This is a genomic window from Clostridium swellfunianum, from assembly GCF_023656515.1.
In the GTDB taxonomy this organism is placed as follows: domain Bacteria; phylum Bacillota; class Clostridia; order Clostridiales; family Clostridiaceae; genus Clostridium_AT; species Clostridium_AT swellfunianum.
The window spans coordinates 387,742-402,121 of sequence record NZ_JAMOFV010000006.1; the positions used below are offsets into that span (position 1 = coordinate 387,742).

16 protein-coding genes are annotated in these 14,380 nt (G+C 33.0%); 10 read left to right on the forward strand and 6 right to left on the reverse strand.

Annotated elements, in window-relative coordinates; genetic code table 11:
- Positions 1 to 12 precede the first annotated feature (12 nt).
- The 3 genes from NBE98_RS01955 to NBE98_RS01965 all read left to right on the forward strand — a co-directional run bounded on the left by NBE98_RS01955 (position 13) and on the right by NBE98_RS01965 (position 1,985).
- Positions 13 to 801 (forward strand): MBL fold metallo-hydrolase, encoded by a 789-nt coding sequence (locus NBE98_RS01955; RefSeq protein ID WP_250811880.1) that lies wholly within the window; start codon positions 13 to 15, stop codon positions 799 to 801.
- 21 nt (positions 802 to 822) lie between these two features.
- Complete coding sequence (locus tag NBE98_RS01960) at positions 823 to 1,395, forward strand: GerMN domain-containing protein (RefSeq protein ID WP_250811883.1); 573 nt, start codon at positions 823 to 825, stop codon at positions 1,393 to 1,395.
- An 86-nt stretch (positions 1,396 to 1,481) separates the two neighbouring features.
- Positions 1,482 to 1,985 (forward strand): SEC-C metal-binding domain-containing protein, encoded by a 504-nt coding sequence (locus tag NBE98_RS01965; protein WP_250811892.1) that lies wholly within the window; start codon positions 1,482 to 1,484, stop codon positions 1,983 to 1,985.
- Positions 1,986 to 2,032: 47 nt separating this feature from the next.
- Here the strand turns inward: NBE98_RS01965 and NBE98_RS01970 are convergent, their stop codons facing one another.
- Together NBE98_RS01970 and NBE98_RS01975 are read right to left on the reverse strand one after the other, a co-directional pair.
- Positions 2,033 to 2,605, reverse strand: a complete 573-nt coding sequence (locus NBE98_RS01970; protein ID WP_250811894.1) for an indolepyruvate oxidoreductase subunit beta — start codon at positions 2,603 to 2,605, stop codon at positions 2,033 to 2,035.
- A gap of 2 nt (positions 2,606 to 2,607) precedes the next feature.
- Positions 2,608 to 4,395, reverse strand: coding sequence for a thiamine pyrophosphate-dependent enzyme (locus NBE98_RS01975; RefSeq protein WP_250811896.1), 1,788 nt, complete (start codon positions 4,393 to 4,395; stop codon positions 2,608 to 2,610).
- Positions 4,396 to 4,557: 162 nt separating this feature from the next.
- On the opposite strand from NBE98_RS01975, the gene rlmH reads away from it, so the two are divergent.
- Positions 4,558 to 5,013, forward strand: a complete 456-nt coding sequence (gene rlmH, locus NBE98_RS01980) for a 23S rRNA (pseudouridine(1915)-N(3))-methyltransferase RlmH (protein ID WP_250811898.1) — start codon at positions 4,558 to 4,560, stop codon at positions 5,011 to 5,013.
- A gap of 171 nt (positions 5,014 to 5,184) precedes the next feature.
- Positions 5,185 to 5,604: a 23S rRNA (pseudouridine(1915)-N(3))-methyltransferase RlmH gene (locus NBE98_RS01985; RefSeq protein ID WP_250811900.1), complete on the forward strand. Its 420-nt coding sequence runs from the start codon at positions 5,185 to 5,187 to the stop codon at positions 5,602 to 5,604.
- 125 nt (positions 5,605 to 5,729) lie between these two features.
- Here the strand turns inward: NBE98_RS01985 and ahpF are convergent, their stop codons facing one another.
- The 3 genes from ahpF to NBE98_RS02000 form a co-directional block, all read right to left on the reverse strand.
- Positions 5,730 to 7,259, reverse strand: a complete 1,530-nt coding sequence (gene ahpF / locus NBE98_RS01990) for an alkyl hydroperoxide reductase subunit F (RefSeq protein ID WP_250811905.1) — start codon at positions 7,257 to 7,259, stop codon at positions 5,730 to 5,732.
- Between the two features lie 12 nt (positions 7,260 to 7,271).
- On the reverse strand, positions 7,272 to 7,835 hold the full coding sequence (ahpC, locus tag NBE98_RS01995; protein ID WP_250811909.1) for an alkyl hydroperoxide reductase subunit C: 564 nt from the start codon (positions 7,833 to 7,835) through the stop codon (positions 7,272 to 7,274).
- A gap of 228 nt (positions 7,836 to 8,063) precedes the next feature.
- Positions 8,064 to 8,810, reverse strand: a complete 747-nt coding sequence (locus NBE98_RS02000; protein WP_250811911.1) for a helix-turn-helix transcriptional regulator — start codon at positions 8,808 to 8,810, stop codon at positions 8,064 to 8,066.
- A gap of 197 nt (positions 8,811 to 9,007) precedes the next feature.
- On the opposite strand from NBE98_RS02000, the gene NBE98_RS02005 reads away from it, so the two are divergent.
- Genes NBE98_RS02005 through NBE98_RS02020 form a run of 4 tightly spaced genes read left to right on the forward strand, consistent with a single transcriptional unit; the run spans position 9,008 to position 12,649 of the window.
- The gene (locus NBE98_RS02005) at positions 9,008 to 9,970 is read left to right on the forward strand and encodes an ABC transporter permease (RefSeq protein ID WP_250811913.1); all 963 of its coding nucleotides are present in this window, start codon (positions 9,008 to 9,010) and stop codon (positions 9,968 to 9,970) included.
- On the forward strand, positions 9,960 to 10,910 hold the full coding sequence (locus tag NBE98_RS02010; RefSeq protein ID WP_250811920.1) for an iron chelate uptake ABC transporter family permease subunit: 951 nt from the start codon (positions 9,960 to 9,962) through the stop codon (positions 10,908 to 10,910). The genes NBE98_RS02005 and NBE98_RS02010 overlap by 11 nt, the downstream gene beginning before the upstream one ends.
- Complete coding sequence (locus NBE98_RS02015; protein ID WP_250811921.1) at positions 10,907 to 11,662, forward strand: iron ABC transporter ATP-binding protein; 756 nt, start codon at positions 10,907 to 10,909, stop codon at positions 11,660 to 11,662. The genes NBE98_RS02010 and NBE98_RS02015 overlap by 4 nt, the downstream gene beginning before the upstream one ends.
- A 36-nt stretch (positions 11,663 to 11,698) precedes the next feature.
- On the forward strand, positions 11,699 to 12,649 hold the full coding sequence (locus NBE98_RS02020) for a siderophore ABC transporter substrate-binding protein (RefSeq protein WP_250811923.1): 951 nt from the start codon (positions 11,699 to 11,701) through the stop codon (positions 12,647 to 12,649).
- 119 nt (positions 12,650 to 12,768) lie between these two features.
- Here the strand turns inward: NBE98_RS02020 and NBE98_RS02025 are convergent, their stop codons facing one another.
- Positions 12,769 to 13,863, reverse strand: a complete 1,095-nt coding sequence (locus NBE98_RS02025; RefSeq protein WP_250811926.1) for an NADH:flavin oxidoreductase — start codon at positions 13,861 to 13,863, stop codon at positions 12,769 to 12,771.
- A 208-nt stretch (positions 13,864 to 14,071) separates the two neighbouring features.
- Between NBE98_RS02025 and NBE98_RS02030 the strand changes: the two genes are divergently transcribed.
- Positions 14,072 to 14,362, forward strand: coding sequence for an Imm53 family immunity protein (locus tag NBE98_RS02030; protein ID WP_250811927.1), 291 nt, complete (start codon positions 14,072 to 14,074; stop codon positions 14,360 to 14,362).
- Positions 14,363 to 14,380 lie beyond the last annotated feature (18 nt).

The window sequence follows — 14,380 nt, forward strand, 5'->3', positions numbered from 1 at the left end:
GGAGGATAATTTATGATATTTTCTTCATTATATAGTGGCAGCAGCGGCAACAGCATGTTTATATCCTCCGGTGAAGCAAAAATATTGATAGATGCGGGTTTGCCAGGTAAAAGCATTGAAAAAGCGTTGAAAGATATAGATCAAAATCCAGCGGAACTTGATGCAATTTTTGTGACCCACGAACATTCAGACCATGTTAAGGGAATAGGGGTTTTATCTAGAAAATACAATCTTCCTATATATGCTAATGAGCTTACATGGAAGGCTATGCCTAGTTCTATTGGAAATATTAAGGAAGATAATATCAGGGTTATGCTTGAAAACCAAGTTTCTATTAAGGATTTGGATATAGTTAGTTTTGAAATACCACATGATTCTGCATCAGCTCAAGGTTATGCCGTATATCATGGGAAAAAGAAGGTAGCTGTTGCTACCGACTTAGGACATTATTCTGAAATAGTCAGGAAAAATATAGAGGATGCGGATGTAATTCTTATTGAAAGCAACCATGATGTTGAGATGCTAAAGTTTGGACCTTATCCATATCCCTTAAAGAGGAGAGTCTTAAGTGATTTTGGACATCTCTCAAATGACGCTTGTGGAAATGCTATTTCAGAGCTTATAAATGGCTCAAAGAGAAAGAGAGTAATATTAGGCCATTTAAGCGAGACAAACAACTATCCAGAGCTTGCTTATCAAACTGTGGTTAATATATTAAGGGAAAAAGGCATTGATTTAAATAAAGATATAGGTCTGACTGTTGCAAGAAGAGACATGCCAAGTAACTATATTGAATTTTAGAGTACAGGTAGGAGGGTCATTATGAGAAGGCTGCAAATATTAATTTTAACGAGCGCCGTTTTTATTTCTACCCTAAGTTTTGCTGGTTGCGAAAAGAAGGATAAATTAAGTATCAATAATAATGAAAAGCTTAAAAATATTGTCTTGCCAAAAGAGAAGGATCAAAATATAAATCTGGATTTGTATTTTGATTCCTCATCAAATAAAGAAAAGGCACAAGTAGCGAAAGAAGAAAGGCTTGTTAACAAGGAAGAACTTGTTGGAGAAATTATTATGCAGGAACTTTTAAAGGGACCTGCTAATGTTGCCGGCAGTGGGCTTAAGCCTATTTTTCCTAAGGAAACCAGGCTGTTAAGCTTTTCTATAAAAGATGCAATAGCCTATGTAAGTTTAAGCGGCGAGGCTAGGACTACTATGAGTCCAGCAAAAGAGGAAGCGCTCTTGAGGTCTATATTGAACTCTTTAACACAACTTCCATCAGTATCGAAGGTTAAGATTATGGTTGATAATAAAGACATCCAAAGTATAGGTGGAAACCATGATACTTCTAAGCCTTTTGGTAAAGAAGACATAGAAGGTATATTAAAGAAGTAACTTTTTACAAATATTGAAAACGGTTAATAATTTTATTATAATAACTATAGTAAAAGATAAAACTTTTAACAAAAGGAGAAATTAACATGAGCCTATATAAACAATGGACTGACATGGTTGTAGATTATGTAAAAACTAGAGGAGAGGCAGCTTTCTGGAATGAGTATGGAGCTATAGAAAGAAGTATATATAGCAAGGTACTAGCTAACCATAAAAGAGAAATAAAAGGTACTATCAATGCTTTATCAGAAGAATTTGGAACAACAAACATATTCTTCATGGGATTTCTAGATGGAATAAATGAAAGTCTTATAGAAAATATCGATCTTGAAAGCATAAATGAAAATACAGAGATTGAATTAAAGATAGACTTTGAAAAGTTATATTTCAATATGCTTGATGCGAAAGCAGACTATCTTTATGAACTTCCACAATGGGAAGGTATATTCTCAAAGGAAAAGAGAAAAGAAATCCAAGTTAAGTGGAGAGAAACAAAGACAATAGTTAATGAGAATAAAGTAGGAAGAAATGATCCATGTCCATGTGGAAGCGGAAAGAAATACAAGAAATGTTGCGGAGTTAACGCTTAATTAATAATAAAAACTGATATCTTGAGCTTCAAGATATCAGTTTTTTGTTATGCTTCTCTACCAAGGTAGAAAGCTTTCTTGTTAAGTTCTATGGTTTTAGAAGGTACATTTTTTTCTATAGATCTCTCCCAAGCATCAATGCTTAGAGGAAGGATTGTTGATAGTCTGCCAAGCATAACTAAATTCATAACTTTAGAATTTCCGAGGCTATCTGCAAGCTCCTGAGCACTAATTAAGATAACTTGAAGTTTTTTATCAGCAAGTAGTTCCGTGATGTTTTTAGGATACTCTTCTTTTTCAATTAGAACTCTGTTTGGGAAGATACTTAACTTATTTAATAAAACCGTTGCGTTAGGCTTTAAGTTATAGCTCCAGCGTAGCGCTTCAAGCTGCTCTAAAGCTAAAAGTACATCGACTTCTCCTTCAGGTATAAGAGCAGAGTGAACTTTTTCACCAAATCTTACACTTCCCCATACCATACCGCCCCTTTGGGAAAGTCCAATTACATCGCTTGTCTTTAAGTCATAACCGTCTTCAAAGGCTGCCTCAGATAAAATTTTTGTAGTCAAAACAAGCCCTTGTCCTCCGCAGCCGCACAAAAGGATATTAGTTATATTCATAATCAATCTCTCCTCTCTGCATTACTTATCTTAATTGCTCCTACTGGGCAAACCTGTGAACATACAGAGCAGCCAACACACATATCTGGATTTATATATGAATTCTTTTTATCTTTTCCTTCATATTGCTTCATTGATATTGGAGGGCAATTTACTCGTATACAGCTTCTGCAGCTTATACAAATGGAATCATCTACATAATAATGATAAGCTTTAATCTTGTAGTTTAGTGCACAAGGTCTTGTAGTTACTATAACTGATAAACCTTCCCTTTTTATAGCTGCGTGTATAATTTCTTTAGTTTTTTTATATTCAAATTGATCAACTACTGTTATGTCGTCAATCCCGAAAGATCTCAATACTTCAGGTATATTTATACTATACAGATTTTCCTCTTTAAAATAATCTCCTGTAGTTGGAGTTACTTGCCCGCCGGTCATTGCAGTAGTTCTGTTATCTAATATAATTACTGTAATATTTTCCTTAGCCTGGGCCAGCTGCACAAAGCCAGTCATACCTGAATGAAAGAAAGTACCGTCACCTATCGTAGCAACTATTGGTTTATTTACCCCTAGCCTTTTGTATACTTTTGCCATACCTAGCGCTGATCCTAGAGAAGCTCCCATACTTATATTAGTCTTATGAACTTCAAAAGGTTCTAAGACCCCGAGAGAGTAACATCCTATATCACCCATTACTGTTGCTTTTGCCATTTTAAGAATATGGTATATAGGTCTATGAGGACAGCCTGCGCAAAGCATAGGTGTACGGGGAACCGTAGGTGTCTTTTCTACTATTGGACCTTCATGAAGTTCAATTACTTTGGCTTTAAGCAAACCAGCTTTTATTGTATCAACTGTGAGTTCTCCTGTATAAGGAAAATATTTTTTCCCCTCTACTGCTATACCAATTGCTTTAAGTGTTTCCTCTATTAAGGGCATAAGTTCTTCAACGACTATTAAATTTTTATAGGTTTTAGATAGTTCTTTTATTTGGGCGACTGGCAAAGGCCAAACCATAGCAAGCTTCAATATGGATGCCTTTGGAGAAATTTCTTTCAGTACTTCATAAGGCATGCCGCTTGTTATTATAAGAGTTTCAGTACCTTCAACTTCTTCTAAAATATTGAAATTGAAGCTATTATTAAAATCCTCAAGCTTATTCATTCTCTCGTTCATAAACTTTTGCTGCTCATTAGAATAAGGAGGCAGCATGCAGTATCTTGATTGATCTTCTTTAAAACCATAAGGCATGAGATTTTCCCTATCACCTAGTTCTACAATACCTCTACTGTGGCAAAGTCTACTTGTGAGCCTAATCATAGCAGGAGTGCCGAATTGTTCGCTTAACTCTAAAGCTTTTATGGTATAATCTTTTGCCTCTTGAGGTGTAGCTGGATCAAATACAGGTATATTAGCAAATTTCCCCCAAAATCTGCTGTCTTGCTCATTTTGAGAGCTTGTAAGACCAGGATCATCTCCGACAACTAGGAGAAAGCCTCCATTTATTTTTGTCTGAGTAAAGGTCATGAAGGGATCCGCAGCTATGTTAACTCCTACATGTTTCATAGACACCATTGACCTTGCCCCCGCAAAGCTTGCTCCCATAGCTATTTCAAAGGCAACTTTTTCATTCGAAGCCCACTCGCTGTCTACATCCTTATATTTTTTTAGAGATTCTAAAATATCTACTGTAGGAGAACCAGGATAACTTGAAACAATGAAGCCACCAGCCTCCCAAAAACCTTGACTTACCGCTTCATTGCCAGTTAATACAGTTTTGTTTCCCAATATAACACCCCCAATTGAATTTTAATAAACACGTTAATATTTTCATTTTTTTTAAAATGGGCTAAAATATGTTTATGATGCTACTCAACAATTAAGAACACATACGCTTGGTATTTCCCAGGTAATAACAGTTCTCATGGTTTTGATAAAGAGGAGAAGGATATGAATATAACAATAGTTGCAGTAGGAAAAATTAAAGAAAAGTATCTAAGGGATGCAATAGAAGATTACTCAAAGAAGCTTAGTAAACATGTGAGGCTTCAATTAATCGAGGTTTCTGATGAAAAGACACCTGATAATGCATCTGAAAAAGAAGAATTTCAAATCAAGGCAAAAGAAGGAGAGGCTATTTTAAAGCACATAAAGGACACAGCATATGTTTATGCTTTAGCTATTGAAGGAAAAATAGCCACAACAGAGGAACTGAAAAAAAGTATTAGGAGTTTAGACCATGGAGAAGGAAAAGAAGTGGTATTTATAATTGGGGGATCGTTAGGACTTTCAAAGGAAGTTTTAAGTAGAGCTAACTATAAGTTATCTTTTTCTAGGATGACATTCCCTCATCAGCTTATGAGAGTTATACTATTGGAGCAATTAAATAAAATTATTAATAATTAGTGGAGCATAATAATTAGCAATTCTAAATTAAATAGTACACCTTCTAGTAAACATATAAAGAACCAGATGGTAAAGAGTAAATACAATCTATTAGGAAAAATTCTTTAAAAGGGATGCAAGTAAGGGATTACTAGAAAAAATGTACTAATATTTATAAGTGGAGATTTTACAATGAATATTAAAGTAATAACCTTGGATAAAATAAGAGATAAATTTGCGAAAGAGGCTACTGCAGAGTATACTAAAAGACTTTCAAAGTATTGTAAACTATCTTACAAAGAATGTAAGAGTTGCACTCAGGTTCTCAAAGAATTAGATGATAAGAGCTTTGTAGTGCATATAAGCACACAAGGAAACCTGATATCTTCAGAAGAATTAGCAAAAAAAATTTCAGACCTGGCATTAGCAGGCAAGAGTGATATTAGTTTTTTAATATCTCAAGAGGAATTAAATGAACGAATTCAAGAAAAGATAAATATTGCTCTAGCCGTTTCTAAAATGGATATAGATTTTAGTGTTTTGATTGTAATCTTACATGAACAAATTTATAGAGCTTATAGAATTAACTCTAATGAACCGTATCATAAATAACATAGATATGCAAATATTATTGTAATAGTGCATTATTTTCATAAGAAATGTTTACTGATAATTATGTAAGTAAAATAATAAAAAAGCCGCTTTGCTATCACTAGGCATCAAAGCGGCTTTTTAAATTAGTTTCGTATTAAATAATCAAATGCACCTAAGGCTGCACTTGCACCTGAACCCATAGATATAATAATCTGTTTATAGGGACTATTTGTACAATCACCTGCAGCAAATATACCGGAAACACTTGTAGCACCGCGATTATCAACTATAATTTCACCCATACGATTACGTTCAACTGTATTACCTAACCATTCTGTATTTGGTACAAGTCCTATTTGGACGAATACACCTTGAAGTTCAACATGAGATTCTTCACCTGTAGCACGGTCAATGTAGGTAATTCCATTTACCTTGTCAGTTCCAGTGATTTCCTTTGTTTGAACATTTTTTAGCACTGTTACATTAGGAAGGCTATACAGACGCTCTTGGAGAACTGCATCTGCTTTAAGCTCTGGCATAAATTCAAGAACAGTTACATGTTTTACGATACCTGCAAGATCGATTGCTGCTTCAATACCGGAGTTTCCACCTCCAATAACTGCTACATCTTTTCCTTTAAATAATGGACCATCACAGTGAGGACAGTAAGCTACGCCATTGTTCTTAAATTCTGCTTCTCCAGGTACGCCAACGTTACGCCAGCGAGCACCTGTTGAAATAATTACACTCTTACTCTTTAAAACAGCGCCATTTTCAAGTTCAACTTCAATTAATTCTTTCTTTTCTATATTTTTAGCACGTTGTGCCTTCATAATATCAATATTATATTCTTTAACATGTTCTTCAAGGCTTGCTGCAAGCTTAGAACCTTCAGTATATTTTACACTAATAAAGTTTTCGATTCCAACAGTTTCAAGCACTTGACCACCGAAGCGTTCAGCTACTATTCCTGTACGAATTCCCTTACGTGCTGAATAGATAGCTGCACTAGCACCTGAAGGTCCCCCTCCAATAACTAGCACATCAAATGGCTCCTTAGTATCAAACTCTGAAGCATCTGAACCTTCGCCGATCTTTGCAAGTATTTCTTCGATTGTCATACGACCACTACCAAAGAACTCACCATTTAGATAAACAGTAGGCACTGCCATAATATTTTTATTTTCTACCTCATTCTTGAAGGCAGTACCGTCAATCATAGTATGAGTAATGCCTGAGTTAAGAATACTCATCAGGTTTAATGCCTGAACAACATCAGGACAGTTGTGGCAGCTTAAACTAATATATGATTCAAAATGGTATTCACCTTTAATATTTTTAATTTGATCAATTACTTTTGCCTCAACCTTTGAAGGTCTTCCGCTAACTTGAAGTAGAGCTAGTACTAGGGAAGTAAATTCATGCCCTAAAGGAATACCGGCAAAAGTTACTCCAGTTTCCTCTCCAACACGATTCACACTAAAGCTTGGTGTTCTTGAAAGTTCAACTTTTTCTACAATAATTCTAGATGACATTAAAGCTAGCTCATTAACTAGAGCTAGCATGTCATTAGATATATCGTCGGACCCAGCACTTACCTTCAAGACCACGTCGCCCTCCATCAGTTGAAGATATTGAGCTAATTGGGATTTTATATCTGCGTCCAGTATCATATCTTTCTCCTTTTATATCTTTCCTACTAAATCAAGACTTGGCTTAAGTGTAGCAGCTCCTTCTTTCCATCTAGCTGGGCAAACTTCGCCAGGATTGTTTCTTACATATTGAGCAGCCTTTATCTTGTTGATTAGAGTGCTTGCATCACGTCCAATTCCGCCAGCGTTGATTTCAACAGCTTGAATAACACCGTCTGGATCTATTATAAAGGTACCACGATCAGCAAGACCATCAGCTTCTATTAATACATCAAAGTTTCTTGATAGTGCATGTGATGGGTCACCAATCATAGTGTAAGTAATTTTCTTAATAGCTTCTGAGCTATCATGCCATGCTTTATGTGTGTAGTGAGTATCTGTTGAAACTGAGTAAACTTCAGCACCAAGTGATTTTAGTTCTTCGTAGTTATTTTGCAAGTCTTCTAATTCTGTTGGACATACAAAAGTAAAATCTGCTGGGTAGAAGCAAACTATGCTCCACTTTCCTTTAAAATCACCTTCTGTAACTTCTACAAATTTTCCGTTTTGATAAGCCTGCGCCTTGAATGGCTGAATTTCTTTCCCGATTAATGACATAATATATTTACCTCCTAAAGTTGAATTTAAATTTTAATTAATTTATATAAATAGTTTTAATTTTTAATAATTAATAATAACTATTAACTAATTATTATTATACATGATAAAAAATATCTGTCAAGGAATCTATGGAAATTTATTAGATTTTTATGTAAAGCATAAAATATCATCAATAAAATAAAAACAGCATGGGTATATCATGCTGTTTTGTGCGTAGTATATTAGTTAAACCATGTTGTTACTTCTATACTCAAGAGGAGTCTTGTTAGTAAGTTTCTTAAAAATCATATTAAAATAATTTTGATTGTTAAAGCCAACTGAAAGGGAAACTTCTAGTACCGATAAAGAAGTATTAATTAGAAGTTCCTTGCTTTTTTCTATTCTTGTATCATTTAAAAACTGAGAATAGGTTTTACCAGTCTCTTTTTTGAATAAATTGCAAAAATAACATCTATTAATCTTTATATGGTTAGAGATATCATCTAAAGTTATAGGTTTATGAAAATTATCTTTTATATAGGTAACAGCCTTTTCTGTATAAGAGCCAATAGAATTTGCTTGAGATTTATCTGGTTTTAAAAAGTATGAATCGTTTCTTATATTATAGAACAAAGAGACAATATGAGGTATACAGTCTAAGGGTTTGTACACTATATTACCAATACATAAATCTGCATTAGTTTTGTATGGCCCAAAAATAAAAAAGCCTTCATTTATGCTGCAAGAACAAATATTAAAGGCAGTAAAATTAATATTATCTACACATGTGACTGTTATGTAAGGGACTTTTCCCTTGTTTAAAAGTCTTATTTTTGCAGCTTCAAAAATATTGTTTTCACAAAATACTTTATCTAAAGCTTCATCATAACCTACTGAGTAAATTAGGGATCCGCAAGTTTTATAAGACTTCATTGGTATATGTGTACAGAGATAAAAGTTATCCATTGAAGCACATAAGTTATTTACAACCATTTCTACTTGTTCACCTATCCTTTAAAAGTATCTCAATATATTTATAAAAAATCTCAATATATTTTAAGAATACATAAATATAAAATGCTAATATTAGTTGAGAATAAATTTCAATGTCAATGAAGTGTTGCCTTATTATATCGTATAAAAAATAGAAATGTCAAATTAAAAGGTGTTAATTATGCTTGGGAGGTATTATGAAGAAAATATATCTGGTTGTAGCCTTAATTATTTTATCAATGGTTTCTATCTTCGTAGGAGTAAAAGATATATCTATTTTAGATATAGTTCGCTTCAATGAAGATAAGATTAAAGTAATAGCTCTAAGCCGTGTGCCTCGACTTATCAGCATAATAGTAGTTGGAATGAGCATGAGCATAAGCGGACTCATTATGCAGCAGATAAGTAGAAATAGATTCGTATCTCCAACAACCGCCGCAACAGAGGATAGTGCTAAAATGGGAATGCTCGTATCTTTAATGATATTTACAGATGCTAGTTCGATACAAAAAATGCTTATATCTTTTGTTTTTGCATTAACTGGCACATTTTTGTTTATGAAAATATTAAAAAGAATAAAATTTAAAAATGCAGTTTTTATTCCCCTTGTAGGAATAATGGTTGGAAACATCATTGATTCAATAACAACCTTTTTCTCATATAAATATGATCTTGTGCAAAACATTTCTTCTTGGCTTCAGGGAAATTTTTCAATGGTTATAAAGGGAAATTATGAACTTTTATATATTAGTGTTCCTTTACTCATAATTGCTTATCTATATGCTAATAAGTTTACTGTTGCAGGAATGGGAGAAGATTTTGCAGCTAATTTAGGTCTCAACTATAACAGAGTAGTAAATATAGGAATTATCATTATTTCATTAGTATCCTCAGTAGTTGTTATAACAATAGGGAAGGTTCCTTTTTTAGGACTAATAATTCCTAATATAGTAACTATGTATCTAGGAGATAACATGAAAAAGAGTATCCCACATACAGCACTGCTAGGAGCGGTATTTGTTCTGTTTTGTGACATTTTAGGAAGAATAATTTTATATCCGTATGAGGTTTCCATTGGGCTTGTTGTAGGAGTAATAGGCAGCGTCTTGTTCTTATATTTATTGTTTTCATCAAGGGGGGCTAAGTCTTATGGGACATAGAAAGAAAATAGCTTTAATTTCAATATTATCAATAGTACTAATTATATTATTTATTACCCTGGGGTTAACAAGCAGCAACTATCAATACGCGCTTTCGAGACGTATACCGAAAACTTTAGCAATCATTTTAACCGGAGGAACTATAGCTTTTTCATCAATGATATTTCAAACAATAACTAATAATCGTATATTAACTCCAAGTGTTTTAGGCTTAGATTCTTTATATATGTTTATACAAACCTTTGTTGTTTTTGTACTTGGGTCTAAAAACATAACAACTATAAATAGTAATGTAAATTTTGCTTTATCAATTGGTTTAATGATGTTTTTTTCAGTACTGCTGTTTAATGTGCTTTTTAGAAAAGAAAACAGTAACATTTATTTTCTATTGTTAGTAGGATTAATATTTGGAACTTTATTTCAAAGCTTATCCTCTTTTATGCAAATGATAATAGATCCGAATGAATTTACAATAATACAAGGAAAGATGTTTGCAAGCTTTAATAGCGTTAATACAGGTATACTTTGGGTATCCACCGTTATCATAGCAATTATAGCTGTTTATACCTATGACTACATCAAAATTTTAGACGTTTTATCATTAGGAAGAGAACAGGCTATTAATCTAGGAGTTAACTATGACAAGGTTGTAAAAAGAATGCTTATTGTTGTAGCAATTCTTGTTTCAATATCTACAGCTTTAGTAGGACCAATAACCTTCTTAGGGCTTCTTGTAGTTAACCTATCTCGAGAGTTCTTAAAAACCTATAAACATAGTTATTTGATAATAGGCTCTATACTTATAAGCATAGTAGCCTTGATTGGCGGACAACTAGTAATTGAAAGATTTATGAATTTTAGTACAACTTTAAGCGTTATTATTAATTTTATTGGTGGATTGTATTTTATTTATCTGCTGTTAAAGGAGAATAAAGCATGATAGAGGTTAAAAACATAACAAAAAAATATGGGAACAAAAGTGTAGTAGATAATGTATCTTTAAAAATATCAAAAGGTAAAATCACTAGCTTTATTGGACCAAATGGAGCGGGAAAAAGTACTTTAGTATCTATAATAAGTCGCCTTTTAAAGAGAGATGGAGGAGACGTGATTATTGAAGGCAAAGAGCTTTCCCAGTGGAAAAGCGATGAACTTGCAAAGAAAATATCAATACTAAAGCAGTCAAATCATATAAGCATAAGACTAACCATTAGAGAGCTAATAAGCTTTGGCAGATTCCCATATTCTCAAGGCAATCTTACTAAAGATGATATTAGTTATATTGATGAGGCCTTAGAATATATGAAGCTTATAGATATACAAGACAAGTATCTTGATGAATTAAGCGGGGGACAAAGGCAAAGAGCTTATATAGCTATGGTTATTGCTCAAAATACAGAATATATTCTGTTAGACGAACCTCTTAATAACTTGGATATGAAACATTCGGTTCAAATTATGAAAACCTTAAGAGATTTGGCTGATAATTTAGGAAAAACAATTATCTTAGTTATTCATGATATTAATTTTGCATCTTGTTATTCAGATTATATAGTTGCCTTAAAGGATGGAAGGATTGCTAAAGAAGGTCCTACTCATGAAATTATTGATAAGGAGGTGTTAGAAGACATATATGAAATGGAGTTCAGAGTAGAAGATTTGGAAAGTTATAGAGTTTGTATTTACTTTTAAATATTTAAATAAATTTATAATAAAGGGGAAAAGAAAATGAAGAAAAAGGTAATAGTAATAGTTGCAATTCTAGTAATTGCTATTGTATCAACTGTTGTTTATGCACAGGCAGGAAAGAGTAACAAATCACAAGTAAATGTTGAATCAAATACAAAAATAAATATAAAACATGAACTAGGAGAAGTGAGTCTTAATAAGAACCCCAAAAAAGTAGTAGTGTTTGATTATGGTATAGTGGATGCTCTTGATAAGATGGGTGTAGAAATAGCTGCGCTGCCAAAGGGAAGCCTGCCAACTTTTCTACAAAAATATAAAGATGATAAATATACAGATGTAGGGACACTAAAGGAACCAAATTTTGAAAAAATATTTGAAGTTAAGCCAGATTTAATAATAATTTCTGGTAGACAAGCGACTCTTTATGAAGAATTTAAGAAGATTGCCCCTACAGTTTATATGGCTATAAATAATGAAGATTATATGGCCTCTTTTAAAAACAACATGATAACTTTAGGTAATATTTTTGACAAAAAAGATGTGGTAGACAAAGAGCTTAAGGTTATTGAAAATAAAGTTAAGGTCTTAAATGAAAAAGCAACTGCAAGTTCTAAAAATGCTTTGGTAGTTTTAGTTAACGAAGGTGCTATGAGTGCTTATGGACAAGTTTCAAGATTTGGAGTTATACACAATTCCTTTGGTTTTCCTCCAGTTGATAAAAATATAGAAGTTTCTACTCACGGCCAAAGTATATCCTTTGAGTATATAGTAGAAAAGAACCCTGATTATTTATTTGTAGTAGATAGAAATGCTATTGTAGGCGGAAGTACGACTGCTAATAAGACATTAGAAAATGAATTAATTAAGAGTACTTCAGCGTTTAAAAATAATCATATAATATATCTTGACCCAGAAGTTTGGTATACATCAACAGGTGGATTTACTTCTACAGCAAAAATGGTTGATGAAGTTCAGGCAACTGTAAAGTAATACTATTCATTAGTTTATTTAGGCAATATTGTTTTAGAAGCCTACTCTTTCTAAAATATTTTAATAATTTACAGACCCAAAATGCAGCTGTGAACAATTTGATCACAGCTGCATTTTGTTTAGTTTACCTTATTAAAAGTTACACAATAGTTGCCCTCAGGAGTTCTGCATTTTGAACATCTTATACATTTTGCAGGAGTTCTGTCTCCTGTTTTCCAGCGCTTTATTAAGTGTGGCTCAGTAAGCAAAGGCCTTGAAAGAGCAAAAAAATCTATATTTGTTTCTGTGAGAATCCTTTCTATGATAGTAATATCTCTGAATCCACCGACTGTAATAATTGGGATATTGGTTTCGTTACTTATAATTTTAGCGTATTCGATAAAATACCCTTCAGACACTAATTCATGACCATCAAAAATCTTACCAACCATTGATTTTGCTTTTCCGTGAATATTTCCTGAGAGCTCAATTCCATCACAGCCAATTCTTTCAAGTTCCTTGCAAATTTGTATAGTTTCTTGGAAAGTTAGACCTCCGTCAAAAAACTCTGTTGCAGTTAGCTTAACTAGTATAGGAAAGCTAGTGCCTACTTTCTCTCTAATTCTCTGATAAATTTCTAGTAGAAACCTCATTCTGTTTTCAAGACATCCACCATATTCATCTGTCCTCTTATTGTAATAAGGACTTAAGAATTGATTAATTAAATAAGTATGAGCTCCATGGACTTCGACACCGTCAAAGCCTGATTCTTTAGCTCTTCTTCCAGCTTCGGCGAAAGCTTCTATTATATACTCAATATCTTCTCTACTCATTGGCTTTCCTTTAACATTAGTAGTTAAATCAGGAACTTCGCTCGGTGCAAAGATAATTCTATCCTCAACATTATAGGTTGTTTTTGTTCCTCCATAAGCTAATTGCATAATTATTTTTGAACCATGAGCATGAACTATATTAGTAAGTTTTCTGTACTCATCTATAAAGGAATCGTTGTACATACCCATCATTCCAGCATTAGGTTTCTCTTCCTTAACTATATTAGCATAGCCTGTTATTATAATTCCGACTTCACCTTTTGCAAGTTCTTCATATAGCTCATAAAGCTCATTTGTCATATGTCCCTCTTCGCTAGCCATGTTTTCCCACGTAGCGCTTCTAATAAAACGGTTCGAAGCAATTATATTTCCTAATTTAGCTTTCTCATATAATGTTTTCATTCATTTATCCTTTCTATGTATACCAAATATTATTTCACAGAAAATTATATTGAAATATGATTTGGTAGTCAAATAAAGAGCTAGTTAGTTATAATACAATTAAAACAATACATAGTTTTAATAACTATGTATTGAATTGTGACTATATGGGTAGTATAATGGTTATATAAAGTTTGATTGCTAACGTATTACATAAAAGGAGTAATATATGTCAGTATTAAGTATACTTCAGAATTGGTATGAAAATATAGCTCAAAGTAGCTGCAGTACAGGGATTCAAATAGAAACTATAAGTGAATGTGGATGGTACGTATGCATTGATTTATTTGATACCTTATACGAAGCTAAAACCTTTGATGCTGTAAGTGTTCAAAAGGGTGAGAAGAGTTGGATTAAATGCACTAAGGAGAATGCATTGTTCAAAGGCTACGGTGGAGTGCAAAATCTAGAGGATATCTTGGGCATTTTCTATAATTGGATAGTCAATGAGAATATTTAAATATACATATTAATAAGG